The organism is Sphaerisporangium dianthi (assembly GCF_042654065.1).
In the GTDB taxonomy this organism is placed as follows: Bacteria; Actinomycetota; Actinomycetes; order Streptosporangiales; family Streptosporangiaceae; genus Sphaerisporangium; species Sphaerisporangium dianthi.
This window is the reverse complement of sequence record NZ_JBHSFP010000011.1, coordinates 228,722-243,061: the sequence shown is the minus strand read 5'-3', so window position 1 is coordinate 243,061 and position 14,340 is coordinate 228,722. Positions and strand designations below refer to the sequence as shown.

General features: G+C 71.7%; 12 protein-coding genes and 1 rRNA gene. 9 read left to right on the top strand and 4 right to left on the bottom strand.

The features are described from left to right. Positions 1 to 100 (top strand): 5S ribosomal RNA (rrf, locus tag ACFO60_RS18820); the annotation flags it as partial. A gap of 117 nt (positions 101 to 217) precedes the next feature. Here rrf and ACFO60_RS18815 read toward each other — a convergent pair. Further along, complete coding sequence (locus tag ACFO60_RS18815) at positions 218 to 631, bottom strand: SRPBCC family protein (RefSeq protein WP_380841717.1); 414 nt, start codon at positions 629 to 631, stop codon at positions 218 to 220. Positions 632 to 2,978: 2,347 nt separating this feature from the next. Between ACFO60_RS18815 and ACFO60_RS18810 the strand changes: the two genes are divergently transcribed. After that, positions 2,979 to 4,352: a hypothetical protein gene (locus ACFO60_RS18810; RefSeq protein ID WP_380841716.1), complete on the top strand. Its 1,374-nt coding sequence runs from the start codon at positions 2,979 to 2,981 to the stop codon at positions 4,350 to 4,352. 195 nt (positions 4,353 to 4,547) lie between these two features. Here ACFO60_RS18810 and ACFO60_RS18805 read toward each other — a convergent pair whose 3' ends face one another. Then, positions 4,548 to 5,486: an MBL fold metallo-hydrolase gene (locus tag ACFO60_RS18805; RefSeq protein WP_380841715.1), complete on the bottom strand. Its 939-nt coding sequence runs from the start codon at positions 5,484 to 5,486 to the stop codon at positions 4,548 to 4,550. Positions 5,487 to 5,716: 230 nt separating this feature from the next. Here ACFO60_RS18805 and ACFO60_RS18800 point away from each other — a divergent pair, with 230 nt between their 5' ends. Further along, positions 5,717 to 6,208 (top strand): single-stranded DNA-binding protein, encoded by a 492-nt coding sequence (locus ACFO60_RS18800; RefSeq protein ID WP_380841713.1) that lies wholly within the window; start codon positions 5,717 to 5,719, stop codon positions 6,206 to 6,208. A 29-nt stretch (positions 6,209 to 6,237) separates the two neighbouring features. On the opposite strand, the gene ACFO60_RS18795 is transcribed toward ACFO60_RS18800, so the two are convergent. Then, complete coding sequence (locus ACFO60_RS18795; RefSeq protein ID WP_380841712.1) at positions 6,238 to 7,503, bottom strand: DUF1015 family protein; 1,266 nt, start codon at positions 7,501 to 7,503, stop codon at positions 6,238 to 6,240. A gap of 114 nt (positions 7,504 to 7,617) precedes the next feature. Between ACFO60_RS18795 and ACFO60_RS18790 the strand changes: the two genes are divergently transcribed. Both ACFO60_RS18790 and ACFO60_RS18785 read left to right on the top strand, forming a co-directional pair. Continuing rightward, positions 7,618 to 8,106 carry a tetratricopeptide repeat protein gene (locus ACFO60_RS18790; RefSeq protein ID WP_380841711.1) on the top strand — a complete coding sequence of 163 codons (489 nt, stop codon included), beginning with the start codon at positions 7,618 to 7,620 and terminating at the stop codon, positions 8,104 to 8,106. Positions 8,107 to 8,305: 199 nt separating this feature from the next. Further along, the gene (locus ACFO60_RS18785) at positions 8,306 to 9,301 is read left to right on the top strand and encodes an HAD-IIA family hydrolase (protein WP_380841710.1); all 996 of its coding nucleotides are present in this window, start codon (positions 8,306 to 8,308) and stop codon (positions 9,299 to 9,301) included. 154 nt (positions 9,302 to 9,455) lie between these two features. Here the strand turns inward: ACFO60_RS18785 and ACFO60_RS18780 are convergent, their stop codons facing one another. Further along, positions 9,456 to 9,803, bottom strand: a complete 348-nt coding sequence (locus ACFO60_RS18780; RefSeq protein ID WP_380841708.1) for an SCP2 sterol-binding domain-containing protein — start codon at positions 9,801 to 9,803, stop codon at positions 9,456 to 9,458. A gap of 315 nt (positions 9,804 to 10,118) precedes the next feature. On the opposite strand from ACFO60_RS18780, the gene ACFO60_RS18775 reads away from it, so the two are divergent. The 4 genes from ACFO60_RS18775 (at position 10,119) to recN (ending at position 14,291) form a co-directional block, all read left to right on the top strand. Next, positions 10,119 to 10,292, top strand: a complete 174-nt coding sequence (locus tag ACFO60_RS18775) for a hypothetical protein (protein ID WP_380841707.1) — start codon at positions 10,119 to 10,121, stop codon at positions 10,290 to 10,292. Between the two features lie 148 nt (positions 10,293 to 10,440). Then, a complete protein-coding gene (locus tag ACFO60_RS18770) occupies positions 10,441 to 11,259 on the top strand; it encodes a TlyA family RNA methyltransferase (protein ID WP_380841737.1) in 819 nt (272 codons plus the stop codon). Positions 11,260 to 11,294: 35 nt separating this feature from the next. After that, positions 11,295 to 12,203, top strand: coding sequence for an NAD kinase (locus ACFO60_RS18765; RefSeq protein ID WP_380841706.1), 909 nt, complete (start codon positions 11,295 to 11,297; stop codon positions 12,201 to 12,203). A 252-nt stretch (positions 12,204 to 12,455) separates the two neighbouring features. Further along, positions 12,456 to 14,291 carry a DNA repair protein RecN gene (recN, locus tag ACFO60_RS18760; RefSeq protein ID WP_380841705.1) on the top strand — a complete coding sequence of 612 codons (1,836 nt, stop codon included), beginning with the start codon at positions 12,456 to 12,458 and terminating at the stop codon, positions 14,289 to 14,291. Positions 14,292 to 14,340: the final 49 nt, after the last annotated feature.

Genomic DNA, 14,340 nt, shown 5'->3' with positions numbered 1-14,340 from the left:
AAGGGAAACACCCGGTTACATTCCGAACCCGGAAGTTAAGCTTTCCAGCGCCGATGGTACTGCACCGGGGACGGTGTGGGAGAGTAGGACACCGCCGGACAAAATTTTATAGGTAGTTGTGTGCAGGGAGAGCCATCCACGGTGTGGGTGGCTTTCCTGCGTTTCAGGGCTCTTCTCACTCCTACCGTTTTCCGCTCTGGGGCCCGTGGTCAGTGGTTCAGCTGCGTACTGCGGCCTCGATGGCGCGTTTCATCTCCTCCGCGCCGCGGTGGATGCGGATCCGGGTCTCGGCGGCGAGGGAGTGCGGCAATACGTCGGTGATCCAGATCAGCCGACCGGCCTGGTCTCCCTCAGGTCGCACTTCGAATGAGGCATGGTGGTGCTCGATCGATGGCCGGGAGCCCTCGACGACGGAATAGGCCAGGCGGCGGGCGTCGTCGTCGATCGCGACGATCAGCTCACGGACCACATGTCCGTCGGGGAAGGTCAGGAACCGCTGGTCGCCCTCGATCCGGGTGCCGGCGACGCGGCCGGGCAGCAAACGTTCGTGCACGGCGCCGACGTCGCGCAGCACCTCCCAGATGTACTCGGGAGACGCATCGACGACGAATTCGTGGCGGATGGAGGCCATGGCGCCGGCGAACTCCTCTCAGGATGGGGCAGATCAGATCAACCTAGCCGGAGAGCGGTCAGGTTCGCCCCCATTGACCACCTGACCACCCCCTTCTCAACCTCATACGAAGACGGTCCCCGGCAAGGGGATCATGGGTTGCGGTTACCGGATCCCGCTGAGAACGCCACAGTGTTCCGAGGGGGACACGGTGGTGGGGAGCCCACGGTGTTCGGGTGAATGGATGGTTCCGGGGTGGGGGCTTGCTAGGCTGGACGGGAGCCGGGCCACCCCACCACGGGTGGCCTTCGTCGCGTAAGGCGCCAAGGGCGGGCAGCGACAGAGTGAACGGGCCTTGGGTCCCGCGGCCGGACGGCCCGTCCCCTCCGCACATGGTCGGCGCTACGAATGAACGCCGATCGCGGCGGACGCGGTGAGCGAGCAACGAAGGACAGAAGTGAACAGAGATAACGGACGTGAGGACTCGGGCCGTCCCGAAGATGGCGGGAGCCGCTCGGGCGAGGGACCCGGAGGGTACCGCAGTGACCGCTCCGAGGGAGCGAGGGCGGACCGGCCGGCCGATGGCTACCGTGCCGGAGCCCGTGGTGAGAGACGCCCTGGTGACGGTCCACGCTATGGCGAGCGGCGCGAAGGCCGCCCTGGCGGCTCTTACGGGTCCCGTGACCGTGATTCTCGCGGAGGACGGCCGTTCCAGCGCAGCGACCGCGGTGACCGGCCGTTCAACAGTGAGAGCCGGGGCACGTCCGGCGGCGGCCGGGGCTTCGGGCGCGACGACCGTCCGGATCGCCCGTCCGACCGGGGAGACCGTCCGGGCCGATCGTTCGATCGCGACGATCGTTCGGGCCGTCCTTCCGAGGGCGCGGACCGTCCGGGAGGTTCCTCTGATCGCGGTGAGCGGCCCGGGCGGCCCTTCGAGCGCCGCGAGCGAGGTGGCTACCAAGATCGCCCGTTCAACCGAGGTGACCGCTCCGAGCGTCCCGGCCGTTCGTTCGACCGTGGTGAGCGCGGCGAGTACCAGGGCCGCCCGTCCGATCGGAGTGAGCGCCCTGAGCGTCCCTCCCGTCCCTTCGACAGGGACGATCGTCGCGGTGGAGCCGGTGAGCGCTCGTACGGCCGTGACGACCGGGGTGGCGCTTCCCGCGGCGGCCAGGGGTTCCAGGGACCGCGTGGAGACCGCTCCTACGGCGGCCGGCCCGATTCCCGTTCCGGGGATCGTCGCGAGGAAGGCGCCGGCGGTTCGTCCGGCTGGCGCGATCGTGACGATCGTGGAGGACGTCCCTCCGGTCCGGGCCGCGGTGACCGCGAAGGCCGTCCGTTCCAGCGGGATGACCGCAGAGGCTCGGGCCCGCGTCCGTTCAGTCGTGAAGGCCGTGAAGGCCACGAGAGCCGTGACCGGCGAGAAGACCGCGGCGGCGCGGGCACCCGGCCGTACAACCGGGACGACCGTGGCGACCGGCAGGGCCGGCCGTCCTACCGTGACGATCGGGGTGGTCCCGGCGGTGGGCGTCCGTTCGACCGCGGTGGTTCCTCCGGGATGAGCGGCGAGCGTCCTCACCGCGAGGGCGACAGGCCGGATTCCCGCTATGGGGACCGTCGTGAAGGCCGTCCCGGTGAGTCCTCCGGCTGGCGTGACCGCGGTGACCGTGGTGGACGCTCGTTCGAGCGGGACGACCGTGGAGGGCGCACCTTCGACCGTGGCGACCGTGGCGGGCGTCCTTCGGACGCCGGTGAGCGGGGCGGCCGTCCGTTCCAGCGAGATGATCGCCGCGCACCTGGGGCGCGCCCGTTCGACGCTGAGGGCCGTCAAGGCCGCGACGACCGTGGTGACCGGGGTGGATCCGCGGCGCGTGCGCCCTACCGCGGCGGGCGTGACGACCGCCCGCACGGCGGGGACGACCGCGGACGGCACGGTGGCGGTGACCGGCCTTACGGCCGTGACACCCGCGGCCAGGGCGCGGAGCGTCCGTTCCGGCGGGACGAGCGCGCCGGTTCAGGGTCGCGCCCGTTCAGCCGTGAGGGACGGGACGACAGAGGCCCCCGCGAGGACCGTACGCCCGCTGACGGCCAGGGCCGGGTGTACGGGGACCGCGACAGGGACGGATACGGATCTTCCAGGAGCGACCGGGGCGGGTACGGCTCCAGGGACGATCGTGGAGGCTACGGGGCCCGTGACGATCGAGGTGGTCGCGGTCACTCCGGAGATGACCGGGGTGGCGCCCCCAGGGGCGATCGCGAGGGCTCCCGCGGCCGTTACGGGCGGGACGGGCGCGACGCCGGCCGCCCGTTCCAGCGTGACACCGAGCACGGTTCCCGCGACGGGCACGGGCGCCGGGAGGAGCCGGTCGCGGTGCCGGAGCTGGCGGCGGACATCACGCCTGAGGAACTGGAGAAGGACGTCCGGGACGAGCTCCGCTCGCTGCCCAACGACCTCGCGAACATGATCGCCTGCCACCTGGTGGCCGCAGAGCGTGCGCTCGGGGACGACGACGCGGAGCTCGCGTACGAGCACGCCAAGGTCGCCCGCCGCTTCGCCGCGCGCATCGGGGTCGTCCGCGAGGCGGTGGGCCTGGCGGCCTACCGCGCGGGGCACTACGCCGAGGCGCTCAGCGACCTGCGCGCCGCGCGCAGGATGACCGGCGTGGACGAGTTTCTGCCGATCATGGCCGACTGCGAGCGCGGGCTCGGTCGCCCGGAGCGCGCGCTGGACCTGGTGCGTTCGCCCGAGGCCGAGCGTCTCGACCGTGCGGGACGCATCGAGCTGGCCATCGTGGAGTCCGGTGCGCGCCGGGACCTCGGCCAGTACGACGCGGCGGTCATCACCCTGCAGAGGGTGCCGGAACTGCGCAACCAGGAGCCGCATCCCTGGTCCGCCCGCCTGACCTTCGCCTACGCCGACGCCCTCGCGGAAGCGGGCCACGAGAGTGCGGCCATCGACTGGTTCGAGCGCGCCATGACGTTCGACGAGGACGGAGAGACGGAGGCCGCCGAGCGGTACGCGCAGCTCACCGGAGCCGTCATCGAGGACATCGAGGAGGACGAGGACGAGGACGACGGCGACTTCGTCCCGGCCGCCGGCGGCGAGTCCGACATGGAGGCCGGTGATTCCGGCGGTACGTCCGCCGCCCCTCTCGTCGACGATGCCGTCGCCGATGGCGATGACGATGCCGGCGTGGATGTCGATGACGAGCTCGACGACGACTTCGACGCGGACGGCGACGACGACGAGCTGGACGAGGACGCTGAAGGCCGCGACTTCGCCGCCGAGGCGGACGCCGGACCCGGTCTCGGCACCGACGGTGACGAAGCCGGTGCGGATGTGCGGGACGAGCCGCGGGCCGGAATTCCTGACACCGCCGCGGCCTCCGCGCCGTCCGAGGTGTCTGCGACCGGCGTCGGTGAGCCCGCTCGTGCGGTCCAGGGAGCCGACGGCGCCGAGGCCGTCGGTGCCGGGCCGCGGGGCGACCGGAACCCCGGGGCGTCCGATGACCTCGCACCGGAATCCGGCGATGAGGGCGAGGAAGCCGGGAGCGTCCCTGCCGGCGCCGGTGTGCGGGAGCCGGACGCTCCTGTGATCGAGTCTCCGCGCATGGAGATCGGCGTGGGGCCCGCCTTCATCGAACCCGATTTCGGTGTTTCGGCAAGGCCGGTTCCGGGGGATGTTCTGGACGACGAAGACGATGACGCCGTCCAGGCGCACAAGCCGGAGCGGCGTGATGCCTGAGACGCGCAAGGGCTGACGAAGGGTGGTGGGCGCCGACAGACTGGAGGCGTGCGGCGCCCGCCACTCATCGTTCCCCTCGCCGGTGGATCTAAGCCTCCCCGGCCGAAGACGGTGCCCGCCCGAGCGGGCGCTCGGCATTCGTCCGGCAGACGCTCCCGGCGGACTCCGGCACCTGCGGTGCAGCGGGAGAGCGTTTCAGCCGGAGGCGGGGCTGGAGCGGTCGAGCCAGTGCATGATGCCCGCCACGTTGGACGGTGCTCCGCTGAGCATCTCGAACTGCCGCACCGTTTCGGCGTCCTCTGACGTGGGGGCGGCGTAACGCTCGCGCGTCTTCTCGCGCACCATTGCCACGGCGTGGTCGAGGTCCATTCCTTCCGTGTGGGCTTGGCGGGTGAGATCCACCCAGATGCGCAGTTCTTCGGCCGAGCGCGCGAGGATCTCCGGGACGTCGGAGACGGGCCCGTAGTGGCTGAAGAGCAGCCGCTGAGGGCCGAGGTCGTCGAACAGGGTCAGCGAGTTCAGCGCGGTCCGCAGGTCGAAGTCCGGCGGAGGGGTGGCCGGTCGCAGGTCGCCGGTCTGCGGCAGGTACACCCCGGCGGCGTCGCCGACGTACAGGTCGCCGGTCGCCGAGTCCAGCAGCCCGACGTGGTGCTTGGCGTGCCCGGGGGAGTAGTGGCTGGCCAGTGCCCGGCCGCCGCCGAGGTCGATCGAGTCGGTGTCGTCCAGGGCTCGGATGCGGGTCGCTTCGGTGGGCGACAGCGTTCCGAAGAGCGTGTCGAGTTTGTCGCCCCAGACCCGCTTGGCGCTGGCCATGAGGACGCTGGGGTCCGCAAGGTGCCGCGCGCCCTTGCGGTGGACCACGATCTGCGCGGACGGGTAGAACCCGGCGATGTCGCCGACGCCTCCGGCGTGGTCCAGATGAATGTGCGTGACCACCACCGTGGCGAGATCGTCCGGGCCGACGCCCAACGATGTGAGCGCGTCGCGGACGACGGGGGCGGACGTGGAGGTGCCGGTCTCGACGAGGCAGGGCCGGTCGCCGAGGATCAGATAGCCCGCGGTGATTCCGGCGTGTCCCGCCATGCGTGTGTCGATCTCGTAGACATCTCCGCCGAGCGGCGTGACGTTGTCCACAGGTTGCTCCTCCGTTCCCCGGGCGCGCGCCGTGCCCGCGACCCCTACGTTCGTACCACCTGGGCGAATCCGAGGGCGAGCCGCCGCCAGGTTTCCGCTCTCGCGACTTTCGTGTTCCGGTCCTCGCGACGTTTTCCACAGAGCGACGTCCGGCACTCATGCAAGCCGGTCCGGGGCCGGAGGATGGGCCCCGCCATGGACGGGACGAGACGCGGCAGGAAGGGTTTGCCATGCACCGCAACGAGGTGACGCTGGTCGGGCGCTTGTCCAAGCCGCCGAGGCGCAAGGAGCTGCCCAGCGGAGACGTGATGACGATGTGGGGCCTCGCGGTCCGCCGGCCGGCCGAGCACCCGAGCGGCAAGAAGGCCGACGGCATCGCGTGCGTCACCTTCGACGCCGAGGTCGGTGCCCAGGTCGCGGGGTGGCGGGTCGACGACGTGGTCACGGTCGAGGGAGCGCTGCACCAGAGATATCGGGGTGGGGCCGGCGGCGGGGTCAGCACCTACGAGGTCGAGGTGCGTCGGGCGAACCGCCTGCGGGCGCGAGATCCTGGCCGAAGGGGCACGGCCGTCACCGCCTCCGACGGTTCGGCGAGCGGTGACGGGTCTGCGGCCGGCGACGGTTCTGCGGGCGGGGAGGGTTCTGCGGGCGGGGAGGGGTCGCCCGGTCGTGACACCCCAGCGGGTCGTGACGCCGCAGAGGGAGGCGAAGGTCGAGTGTGAGCCGGCGGGGGTCCGCGGGGCGGGGTGGGTCACCCGGTGGCGAACGTGCGCAGGACGAGGCCGGTCCGGGGCTTGGGGCCGAACGAGGTGGACTTCCGGGGCACGCGCTCGCCTCCGGCCGCGATGGCCAGCACGTTCTCCACGGTCAGCGGCGGAACGATCACTGCTGTCCCCGACTCGCGGCGGGCCATCTGGGCGGCGAGGAACGGGTCGTGATGGACGATGCGCACCGTCTGCTCGTCGTCCTGCAGGCCCCACACCTTCGGCAGGAGGAACTCCGAGAGGATCGAGGTGACCAGAGAGTTCCAGGCGTCAGAGTGGCCCGACGGCATCGCGTGCTGCAACTGCACGGGGTCAGGGCCGGTGAGCAGGTGGCAGGGGCCGTCGCCCGCCAGGACGAAGGCCGGCCCCGTCGAGGCGGCGAGCGCTTCCAGCGCCTCCTCCAGGTGGGCGAATTCGTGCACCTGCCAGGCTCCCTTGGCCCGTGCCGCCGCCTCCTCCAAGGGCAGTCCGGGGATGACCCGGTGGATGGCCTTGAGATCAGGGGGATAGACCCTCGAGTCCACCAGCAGCGCCAGGCCGAAGTCCCACGGGCCGGGCCCGCGCCCCTCGTCGTGGTAGTCGCGCTGCAGGGCGAGGTAGGTGGCGTACCGGTGGTGGCCGTCGGCGATGAGCGCCCGGCACCCGTACAGCGCGTCCGCGACGGTCTGCAGTTCGGCGGGTTCGGTGAGGGCCCACAAACGATGGACGATGCCGTCGCCGAGGCGGACGTCCACCAGCGGGGGTCTGGTCGTCGCCACCTCGTCGACCAGGCCGGAGGCGGAGACGCCGTCGCCCTCGTACACCAGGAAGATGGGCTCCAGGTTGCTCTCGGTCGTCTTCATGAGCGCGAGGCGGTCGGCCACCGTCGCCGGCATGACGTTCTCGTGCGGCAGCACGATGCCCTTCTCCAGCTCGGAGAGGGCGAGGTCGCCGATCAGGCCGCGGAGCAGCACGTCCGGCCCGCTCTGCTCGTAGACGTAAAGAGAGGGGAGATCATCGACGGTCAGTACGCCCGATTCGAGCCATGACCTGAGGGTTTCGCGGGCTTCGGAGTAACGATGTTGGTCGGCGCCGGGAAGGATCAGCCGCACCACGTTGTTGGGGTGAACGTCGAGCAGACTGCGGACGTCTTCCGGCGAGACGAGGTCATACGGTGGAGAGGTGACCGCAGCCAGGTCGTCCACTGCGAAGCGCACACCCCGGAACGGGTGCAATACCAGTCCGTCAGGCGACGGCAGTTCAGAGATGGCCATACCGGGCATGGTGCCATAAAGGCCCGAGTCGCTCAGAGACAGCCCCGACGTCGCAGCGCTGCCCGGCTCGTCAGGAAGCCGGGATGACTTGTCCTCTGAAGGAGGCCTCAAAAGATGGTGCAGGGACGAAGCGGGCCCGAGCCCTCCGATTATCAGCCGAACGCTCCTGCGGGTGATTTCTACGATCCGAATCCTTCGGCGGATGCTTTCCCTGAGCCGAACACCCCCGTGGGTGATGTCTATGAATGGTTTCAACGAGGGGTCAAGCTGCTGAAGGACGGCAGCCCGGCCGCAGCGGCGGCGATCCTGGCACGGGCGGCCGACGCCGAGCCCGACTCGCGCAGCATCCGCGAGGCTCTGGCCAGAGCCCAGTTCAACTCGCGCCGGTACGAGGACGCCGCCGACAGCTTCCGGTGGATCGTCTCCGCCAATCCCACAGAGGACTATGCCTATTTCGGCCTCGGCATGGCGCTGTGGCGCACGGGCGACATGAAGGCCGCACAGGAGCATCTGGCCATGGCCGTGGCGATGCGTCCCGACCTCCGTGACTACGTCTCCGCGTTGAAGCAGGTCCGGGCCACCTTGCGTGCCCGGCAGGCGTGAACATCCCCCGCTGACCGCAACCTTCTCCGCCGAACCGCGCCTGTCCGGCCTCTCCGCCGGCGGTGCGCCCGGGCCACCGGCGGTGGCCTCGTCCGGTCACCGGTGGCTCCGCGCCTCGAGCGGCCCGGTCCTCCTCTGGGGTGGGGGCAAGGGCGTGCCCGGGTCATGGCCGGGTCTCGGCATCGGAAATAGTGGGGCCATGGAGACCACGCTGATCGACCTCTACGACACCTTGCTGCTCGATCTCGACGGAGTCGTCTACCTCGGCCGCCAGGCGGTGCCGGGCGCTCCCGAGGCGCTCACCCGGGCGGCGGACACCGGGGTGCGACTCGCCTACGTGACCAACAACGCCTCGCGGACGCCGGCCGCGATCGCCGAGCATCTGGTGTCCATCGGGGTGCCGGCCACGCCGGACGACGTCGTGACCTCGGCCCAGGCCGCGGCCCGCATGATCGCCGAGAAGGTGCCCCAAGGGGCGGCCGTGCTCGTGGTCGGCGGCATGGGGCTGCGTTCCGCCCTGCGCGCCCAAGGGCTGCGCCCGGTGACGACCGCGGCGGAGTCTCCTGTGGCCGTCGTGCAGGGCATCTCGCCTGATCTGTCCTACGCCCTGCTGAGCGAAGGAGCGCTCGCGGTGCGTCAGGGAGCCTGGTTCGTCGCGGCCAACGGTGACACGACCATGCCGACGAATCGCGGCGTGCTGCCGGGCAACGGGGCGATGATCCGCGTGATCGCGGCCGCGACAGGGGTCGAGCCCGTGTCGGCGGGCAAGCCCGAGCCGCCGCTGCACAGAGAGTCGATGCTGCGCACCGGCGCCGAAAGGCCGCTCATCGTGGGAGACAGACTGGACACCGACGTGGAGGCGGCCACCCGCGCGGGCGTCGACAGCCTGCTGGTGCTGAGCGGGGTCACCGGCCCGATGGACCTGCTCACCGCGCCGCCGGAGCACCGTCCGACGCACATCGCCGCCGACGTCTCCGCCGTTCACCTGCCGCCGGCGCCGGTCACGAGCGAGGCCGGCGAGTGGACCCGCGAGGGCTGGGTGGCGCGATGGGAGTCCGGAGAGCTGCGCCTGAAGGGCGAGGGCGACCCTCTGGACGGTCTCAGGGCCGCCTGCGCCGCGTCCTGGGCGCACGCTGGGGACGACCGGACCGACGAGGCCGACCTCACCCAGGTCATGGTGGCGCTCGACCTGTGACCGCCCTTGCGCTCGTAGTGGTCGAAGGCCGGTCTCGTGACCCGGAGGCGGGCCGGGCGCGTCGTCCGGGCGTCTCGGAGGAGGGCCTCGGAGGAGGGCCTCGGAAGTAGGCGGCGGAAGAGTCCGCCGAGGTGTGCGCGGCGTCTGAGGGGTTTCAGAGGAGTTTGCGGAGGCGCAGCAGGTCTCCCAGGCTGGCGTCGATCTTGACGCGGCCCCCCAGCAGCGCCCGCGCCATGTCCAGCTCGCCGTTCACCATGGACAGCAGATCGTCACTCGAGATGCGGATGCGCACCTCGGCGGGACGCCCTCCCGCGGGAGGGACGTCGGTGAACGGCTCGAGCCCGTTCTGGTGGATGCGGCCGTAGAACGTCACGTCCAGGTCGGTGATCCGGCAGCTGAGGCTCCTGTCCACCACATGCTTGGTGCGCGTCTCCGGATCAAGCTCGGCGAATTGCTCGGCGAGCTTGTCCAGCGCCGCTCTGCACTCGTCGACGGTCGCCATGCGTGGTACCCCTTCTCATCCCCGAAGCCCCTCTGACTTACGGAAGGTAGCGTTTCACTTGAGTACTACGCGAAATCCGGCGCGCGGGCGCGGCCTGGGAAGAGAAGGGCATCACACGGATGGCCGCTTCCGATACGGTCAGGTCTACGAGGGTCTACGGCCGTCGCGCAGGCGGCGATGACCCCGGCGAGCGACCATTTCATCATGTCCCTGATCGGCGCCGCGACCAACAGGCACACCGCGAGTCGGCGGCGCGCGGGCGGGCGGGAACGCCGCACGGGTGGGGCCGGCACGCAGAACGGGTGGAGACAAGGCATGACGGAGAGCGGCGAGGCCAGGGTGGCCGCCGCCCTGGCGAGGCTGGGGGGCTTGGGCGAGCTTCCCGTCCGGGAACACGTCCCGGTGTTCGAAGAGGTCCTGAGCGGCCTGGAGGCGACCCTCGCCTCCATGGACGACACCTCCCCGGCTCGGGGGGACGGCGCTTCCTGATGGCCGGACGGCGGTGTTCGATGGCCGCGAGCTGCTTGACGACGGGGGGACGAGTCATGACGGCGACAGGCCCGGCCATGACGGCGGGTGGCGCACGACGGTGCGCGAAACGACCGGGACGGAGGGCGTCCGCCGAGGGGTGGGCGCGGTGAGCCGCCGCATACGCCTGGACAGCGAGCTGGTGCGCCGCGGCCTGGCCCGCTCCAGGGAGCAGGCCGCCGAGCTGATCTCCGGTGGCAGGGTCAGCGTCGGCGGTCGCACGGCGGCCAAACCGGCGACCCAGGTGGACACCGCCTCGGCGATCGTGGTCGCCGAGGCGGCGGAGGGCCCCGACTACGTGTCTCGGGGGGCCCACAAGCTGATCGGGGCGATCGAGGCCTTCGCGCCGCGCGGCCTGACCGTCGAGGGCCGCCGGTGCCTCGACGCCGGCGCCTCGACCGGCGGTTTCACCGACGTGCTGCTGCGCCGCGGCGCGGGTCACGTCCTCGCGGTCGACGTCGGGTACGGCCAGCTCGCCTGGTCCCTGCGCACCGACGAGCGGGTCACGGTGATGGAGCGGGTCAACGTGCGGGACCTGACGTCGGACATGGTGGGCGAGCCGCCCACGCTGGTCGTCGGCGATCTGTCGTTCATCTCGCTGCGCCTGGTGCTGCCGGCGCTCGCGGCCTGCGCGGCTCCGGAGGCCGACTTCGTGATGCTGGTGAAGCCGCAGTTCGAGGTGGGCAAGGACCGCGTGGGGGCGGGCGGCGTCGTACGGGATCCGGGTCTGCGCGCCGGAGCCGTCCGGGACGTCGCGGCGGCGGCGGCCGCGCTGTCGCTGGCGGTGCGCGGCGTGACGGCGAGCCCGCTGCCGGGCCCGTCGGGCAATGTCGAATACCTGCTCTGGCTCGGCAAGGGGCCGGGGCCCGCCCCCGTCGCCGACATCGACGCCGAGATCGACCGAGCGGTAACGGAAGGTCCCCAGTAGTGCGAGACGTACCCGCCGGACGAGCGGAGCCGACCATGGACAGCGCGAAGCGCACGGTGCTGATCACCGCCCACACGGGCCGCGAGCCGGCGGTCGAGAGCGCGCGGCTGGTGATCCGGCGCTTCCTCGACGAGGGGTTCACGGTCCGCGTCATGGAGCCCGAGGCCGAGGAGATCGGCGCGCTGGGCGTGGACGTGGTGCCGGCGAGCCAGGCGGCCGCGGAGGACGCCGAGATGTTCCTGGTGCTCGGCGGCGACGGCACGCTGCTGCGCGCCGCCGAGCTCGCCCGTCCGGCCCGCACCCCGTTGCTCGGCATCAACCTCGGCCACGTGGGCTTCCTCGCCGAGGCAGAGATGGCCGACCTCGCCGAGGCCGTGGACCACGTCGTGACCAGCCGCTACACCGTCGAAGAGCGGATGACCCTCGAGCTGAAGGTCCGCGCCAACGGCGAGCTGCTCGCCTCCACATGGGCGCTGAACGAGGCCAGCGTCGAAAAGCGCGACCGCATGCTGGAGGTCGTGGCGGAGATCGACGGCCGGCCGCTGTCCCGGTGGGGGTGCGACGGCGTGATCTGCGCCACGCCGACCGGTTCGACGGCCTACGCGTTCTCGGCGGGCGGGCCGGTCGTGTGGCCGGAGGTCGAGGCGCTGCTGCTGGTGCCGAACAGCGCCCACGCGCTGTTCGCCCGGCCCCTGGTGATCTCTCCGCGCTCGAACATCGCCATCGAGATCCTTCCGGGCACATCGGGGGGTGTGCTGTGGTGCGATGGTCGGCGCCGCTTCGACCTGCCGCCGGGGGTGCGGGTGGAGGTTCGCCGCTCCGACCTGCCGGTGCGGCTCGCCCGGCTGCACGATCGCGACACCACCGGAGCTCCGTTCACCGACCGCCTCGTCGCCAAGTTCGACCTGCCCGTGCAGGGCTGGCGCGGCCGCGTCCGCCACTGACCGCGCCCGGTCCGCGTCCTCGCCGGCGGGGTCGGCGCGGCCGGGTTCGCCATCCGGGCGCGGAGTGGGTGGTTTGCGGCGAAAACGGCTGATTCGGCGTGTTCTCATGGGGCGCGGGAACCCCGGTCATCGAAAACCTTGGCGATTTCCGCGTAGGATCGACCCCGCACGAAACGGTGACCGAGCCAAGCCCCACACGGTCCGGCGAGGTGCCAGAGCGAGGTGGCGCGGCGAAACGGCGGGAGGGACCCAGTGCGGCCACGGGTCGATGAGGTCCGGATCAAAGGGCTCGGGGTGATCGATGAGGCTGTCCTGAAGCTCTCGTCGGGCTTCACCGTCGTCACGGGCGAGACCGGCGCGGGCAAGACGATGGTCGTGACAGGGCTCGGGCTGCTGTTCGGCGGCCGGGCCGACCCCGCCCGCGTCCGTCCAGGCGCCGACCGCGCCACGATCGAGGGCACGCTCGTCGTCGAGTCCGGCGGCCGGGTCGCCCAGCAGGTGGAGGACACCGGCGGCGAGATCGAGGACGGCGAGCTCATCATCGCTCGCACGGTGTCCACCGAGGGCAGGTCGCGGGCATGGCTGGGCGGCAGGTCCGTGCCGGTCGGCACCCTCACCTACCTCGCCGAGGACCTCGTGGCCGTCCACGGTCAGATGGACCAGCAGCGGCTGCTCCAGCCGGGGCGCCAGCGCGCCGCTCTCGACCGCTACGCGGGTGAGGAGCTCGTCAAGCCCCTGCGCGCCTACACCCAGGCGTACAAGCGCCACAAGGAGGTCGGCGAGACGCTGGTGGAGCTCACGACCAAGGCGCGCGAGCGGGCGCAGGAGGCCGATCACCTGCGCTTCGGTCTGGAGGAGATCGAGAAGGCCGATCCCAGGCCGGGCGAGGAGGTCGAGCTCAAGCATGAGGAGGAGCGCCTCGCCCACGCCGACGCGCTGAAGAACGCCGCCGTCAACGCCCACACGGCCCTGCTCGGCGATCCCATGGCCACCTCTCAGGGGCTTCAGGACGCCGTCTCGCTGCTCGGGCAGGCACGGTCGGCGGTCGAGGCCGTCCGCGAGTACGACACGGCGCTGTCGGGCATCGGAGACCGGCTGGCCGAGGCGGGGTACCTGGTGTCGGACGTCGCCACCGAGCTGGCCGCCTACGCCGAGTCGGTCGACGCCGACCCGGGCAGGCTGGCCGCCGTGCAGGAGCGCCGCGCGCTGCTGAACGGCCTGATCAGGAAGTACGGCGCGAGCACCGAGGCGGTCCTGGCCTGGGCGAGGACGGCCGCGGCCCGGGTCGGCGACCTGGCCGGCGACGACGACCGCATCGCCGAGCTCACGCGCGAGCACGAAGAACTGACGGCACGGCTCACCGGGCTGGCGGCCGAGCTCACCGCCATCCGCACCGCCGCCGCCGAGCGCTTCGGCGAGGCGGTGACCGCCGAGCTGACCGCCCTGGCGATGCCGCACGCCAAGGTCGTCGTGGTGCTCGCGCCGAGCGGCCAGTTCGGCCCGGACGGCGCCGACGAGATCGAACTGCGCATGGTGTCCCATCCGGGCGCTCCGGCGCTGCCGCTCAACAAGGGCGCCTCCGGTGGCGAGCTGAGCCGCGTCATGCTGGCGATCGAGGTGGTGTTCGCCGGCGCCGACCCCGTGCCGACGTTCGTGTTCGACGAGGTCGACGCGGGCGTGGGCGGCAAGGCCGCGGTGGAGATCGGCCGGCGCCTCGCCCGGCTGGCCCGCACCGCGCAGGTCATCGTGGTGACCCACCTCCCGCAGGTCGCGGCGTTCGCCGACCAGCACCTCGTCGTCGAGAAGGCCAGCGACGGCAGCGTCGTGCGCAGCGGCGTCGCCGCGCTCGACCAGGAGGGCAGGGCGCGTGAGCTGGCGCGCATGCTGGCGGGCCTGGAGGACTCCGAGCTGGGCCGCGCGCACGCCGAGGAACTGCTGTCCAACGCCGCGGCGGACAAGGCCGCGGGCGCTGCCGCCGCGGCACGAGGGGCCGCCGCTTCGACCGGCGAGCCGGCCTCGGTTTCCGGCAGGGCCGCCGCGACCCGCGCGTCGACGGGCACGGCGGGCAAGACGACCCGCCGGACATGACCGCCGTTCTTCCTGCGGGATGGAGGGTGCCCTCGTCCGCGTTCTTCCC

What these genes read in the sequence shown, in the direction of transcription:
- ACFO60_RS18815 (WP_380841717.1), bottom strand. Translation starts at nt 631, where the DNA reads ATGGCCTCCATCCGCCACGAATTCGTCGTCGATGCGTCTCCCGAGTAC.
- ACFO60_RS18800 (WP_380841713.1), top strand. Translation starts at nt 5,717, where the DNA reads ATGCACCGCAACGAGGTGACGCTGGTCGGGCGCTTGTCCAAGCCGCCG.
- ACFO60_RS18795 (WP_380841712.1), bottom strand. Translation starts at nt 7,503, where the DNA reads ATGGCCATCTCTGAACTGCCGTCGCCTGACGGACTGGTATTGCACCCG.
- ACFO60_RS18790 (WP_380841711.1), top strand. Translation starts at nt 7,618, where the DNA reads ATGGTGCAGGGACGAAGCGGGCCCGAGCCCTCCGATTATCAGCCGAAC.
- ACFO60_RS18785 (WP_380841710.1), top strand. Translation starts at nt 8,306, where the DNA reads ATGGAGACCACGCTGATCGACCTCTACGACACCTTGCTGCTCGATCTC.
- ACFO60_RS18780 (WP_380841708.1), bottom strand. Translation starts at nt 9,803, where the DNA reads ATGGCGACCGTCGACGAGTGCAGAGCGGCGCTGGACAAGCTCGCCGAG.
- ACFO60_RS18775 (WP_380841707.1), top strand. Translation starts at nt 10,119, where the DNA reads ATGACGGAGAGCGGCGAGGCCAGGGTGGCCGCCGCCCTGGCGAGGCTG.
- ACFO60_RS18765 (WP_380841706.1), top strand. Translation starts at nt 11,295, where the DNA reads ATGGACAGCGCGAAGCGCACGGTGCTGATCACCGCCCACACGGGCCGC.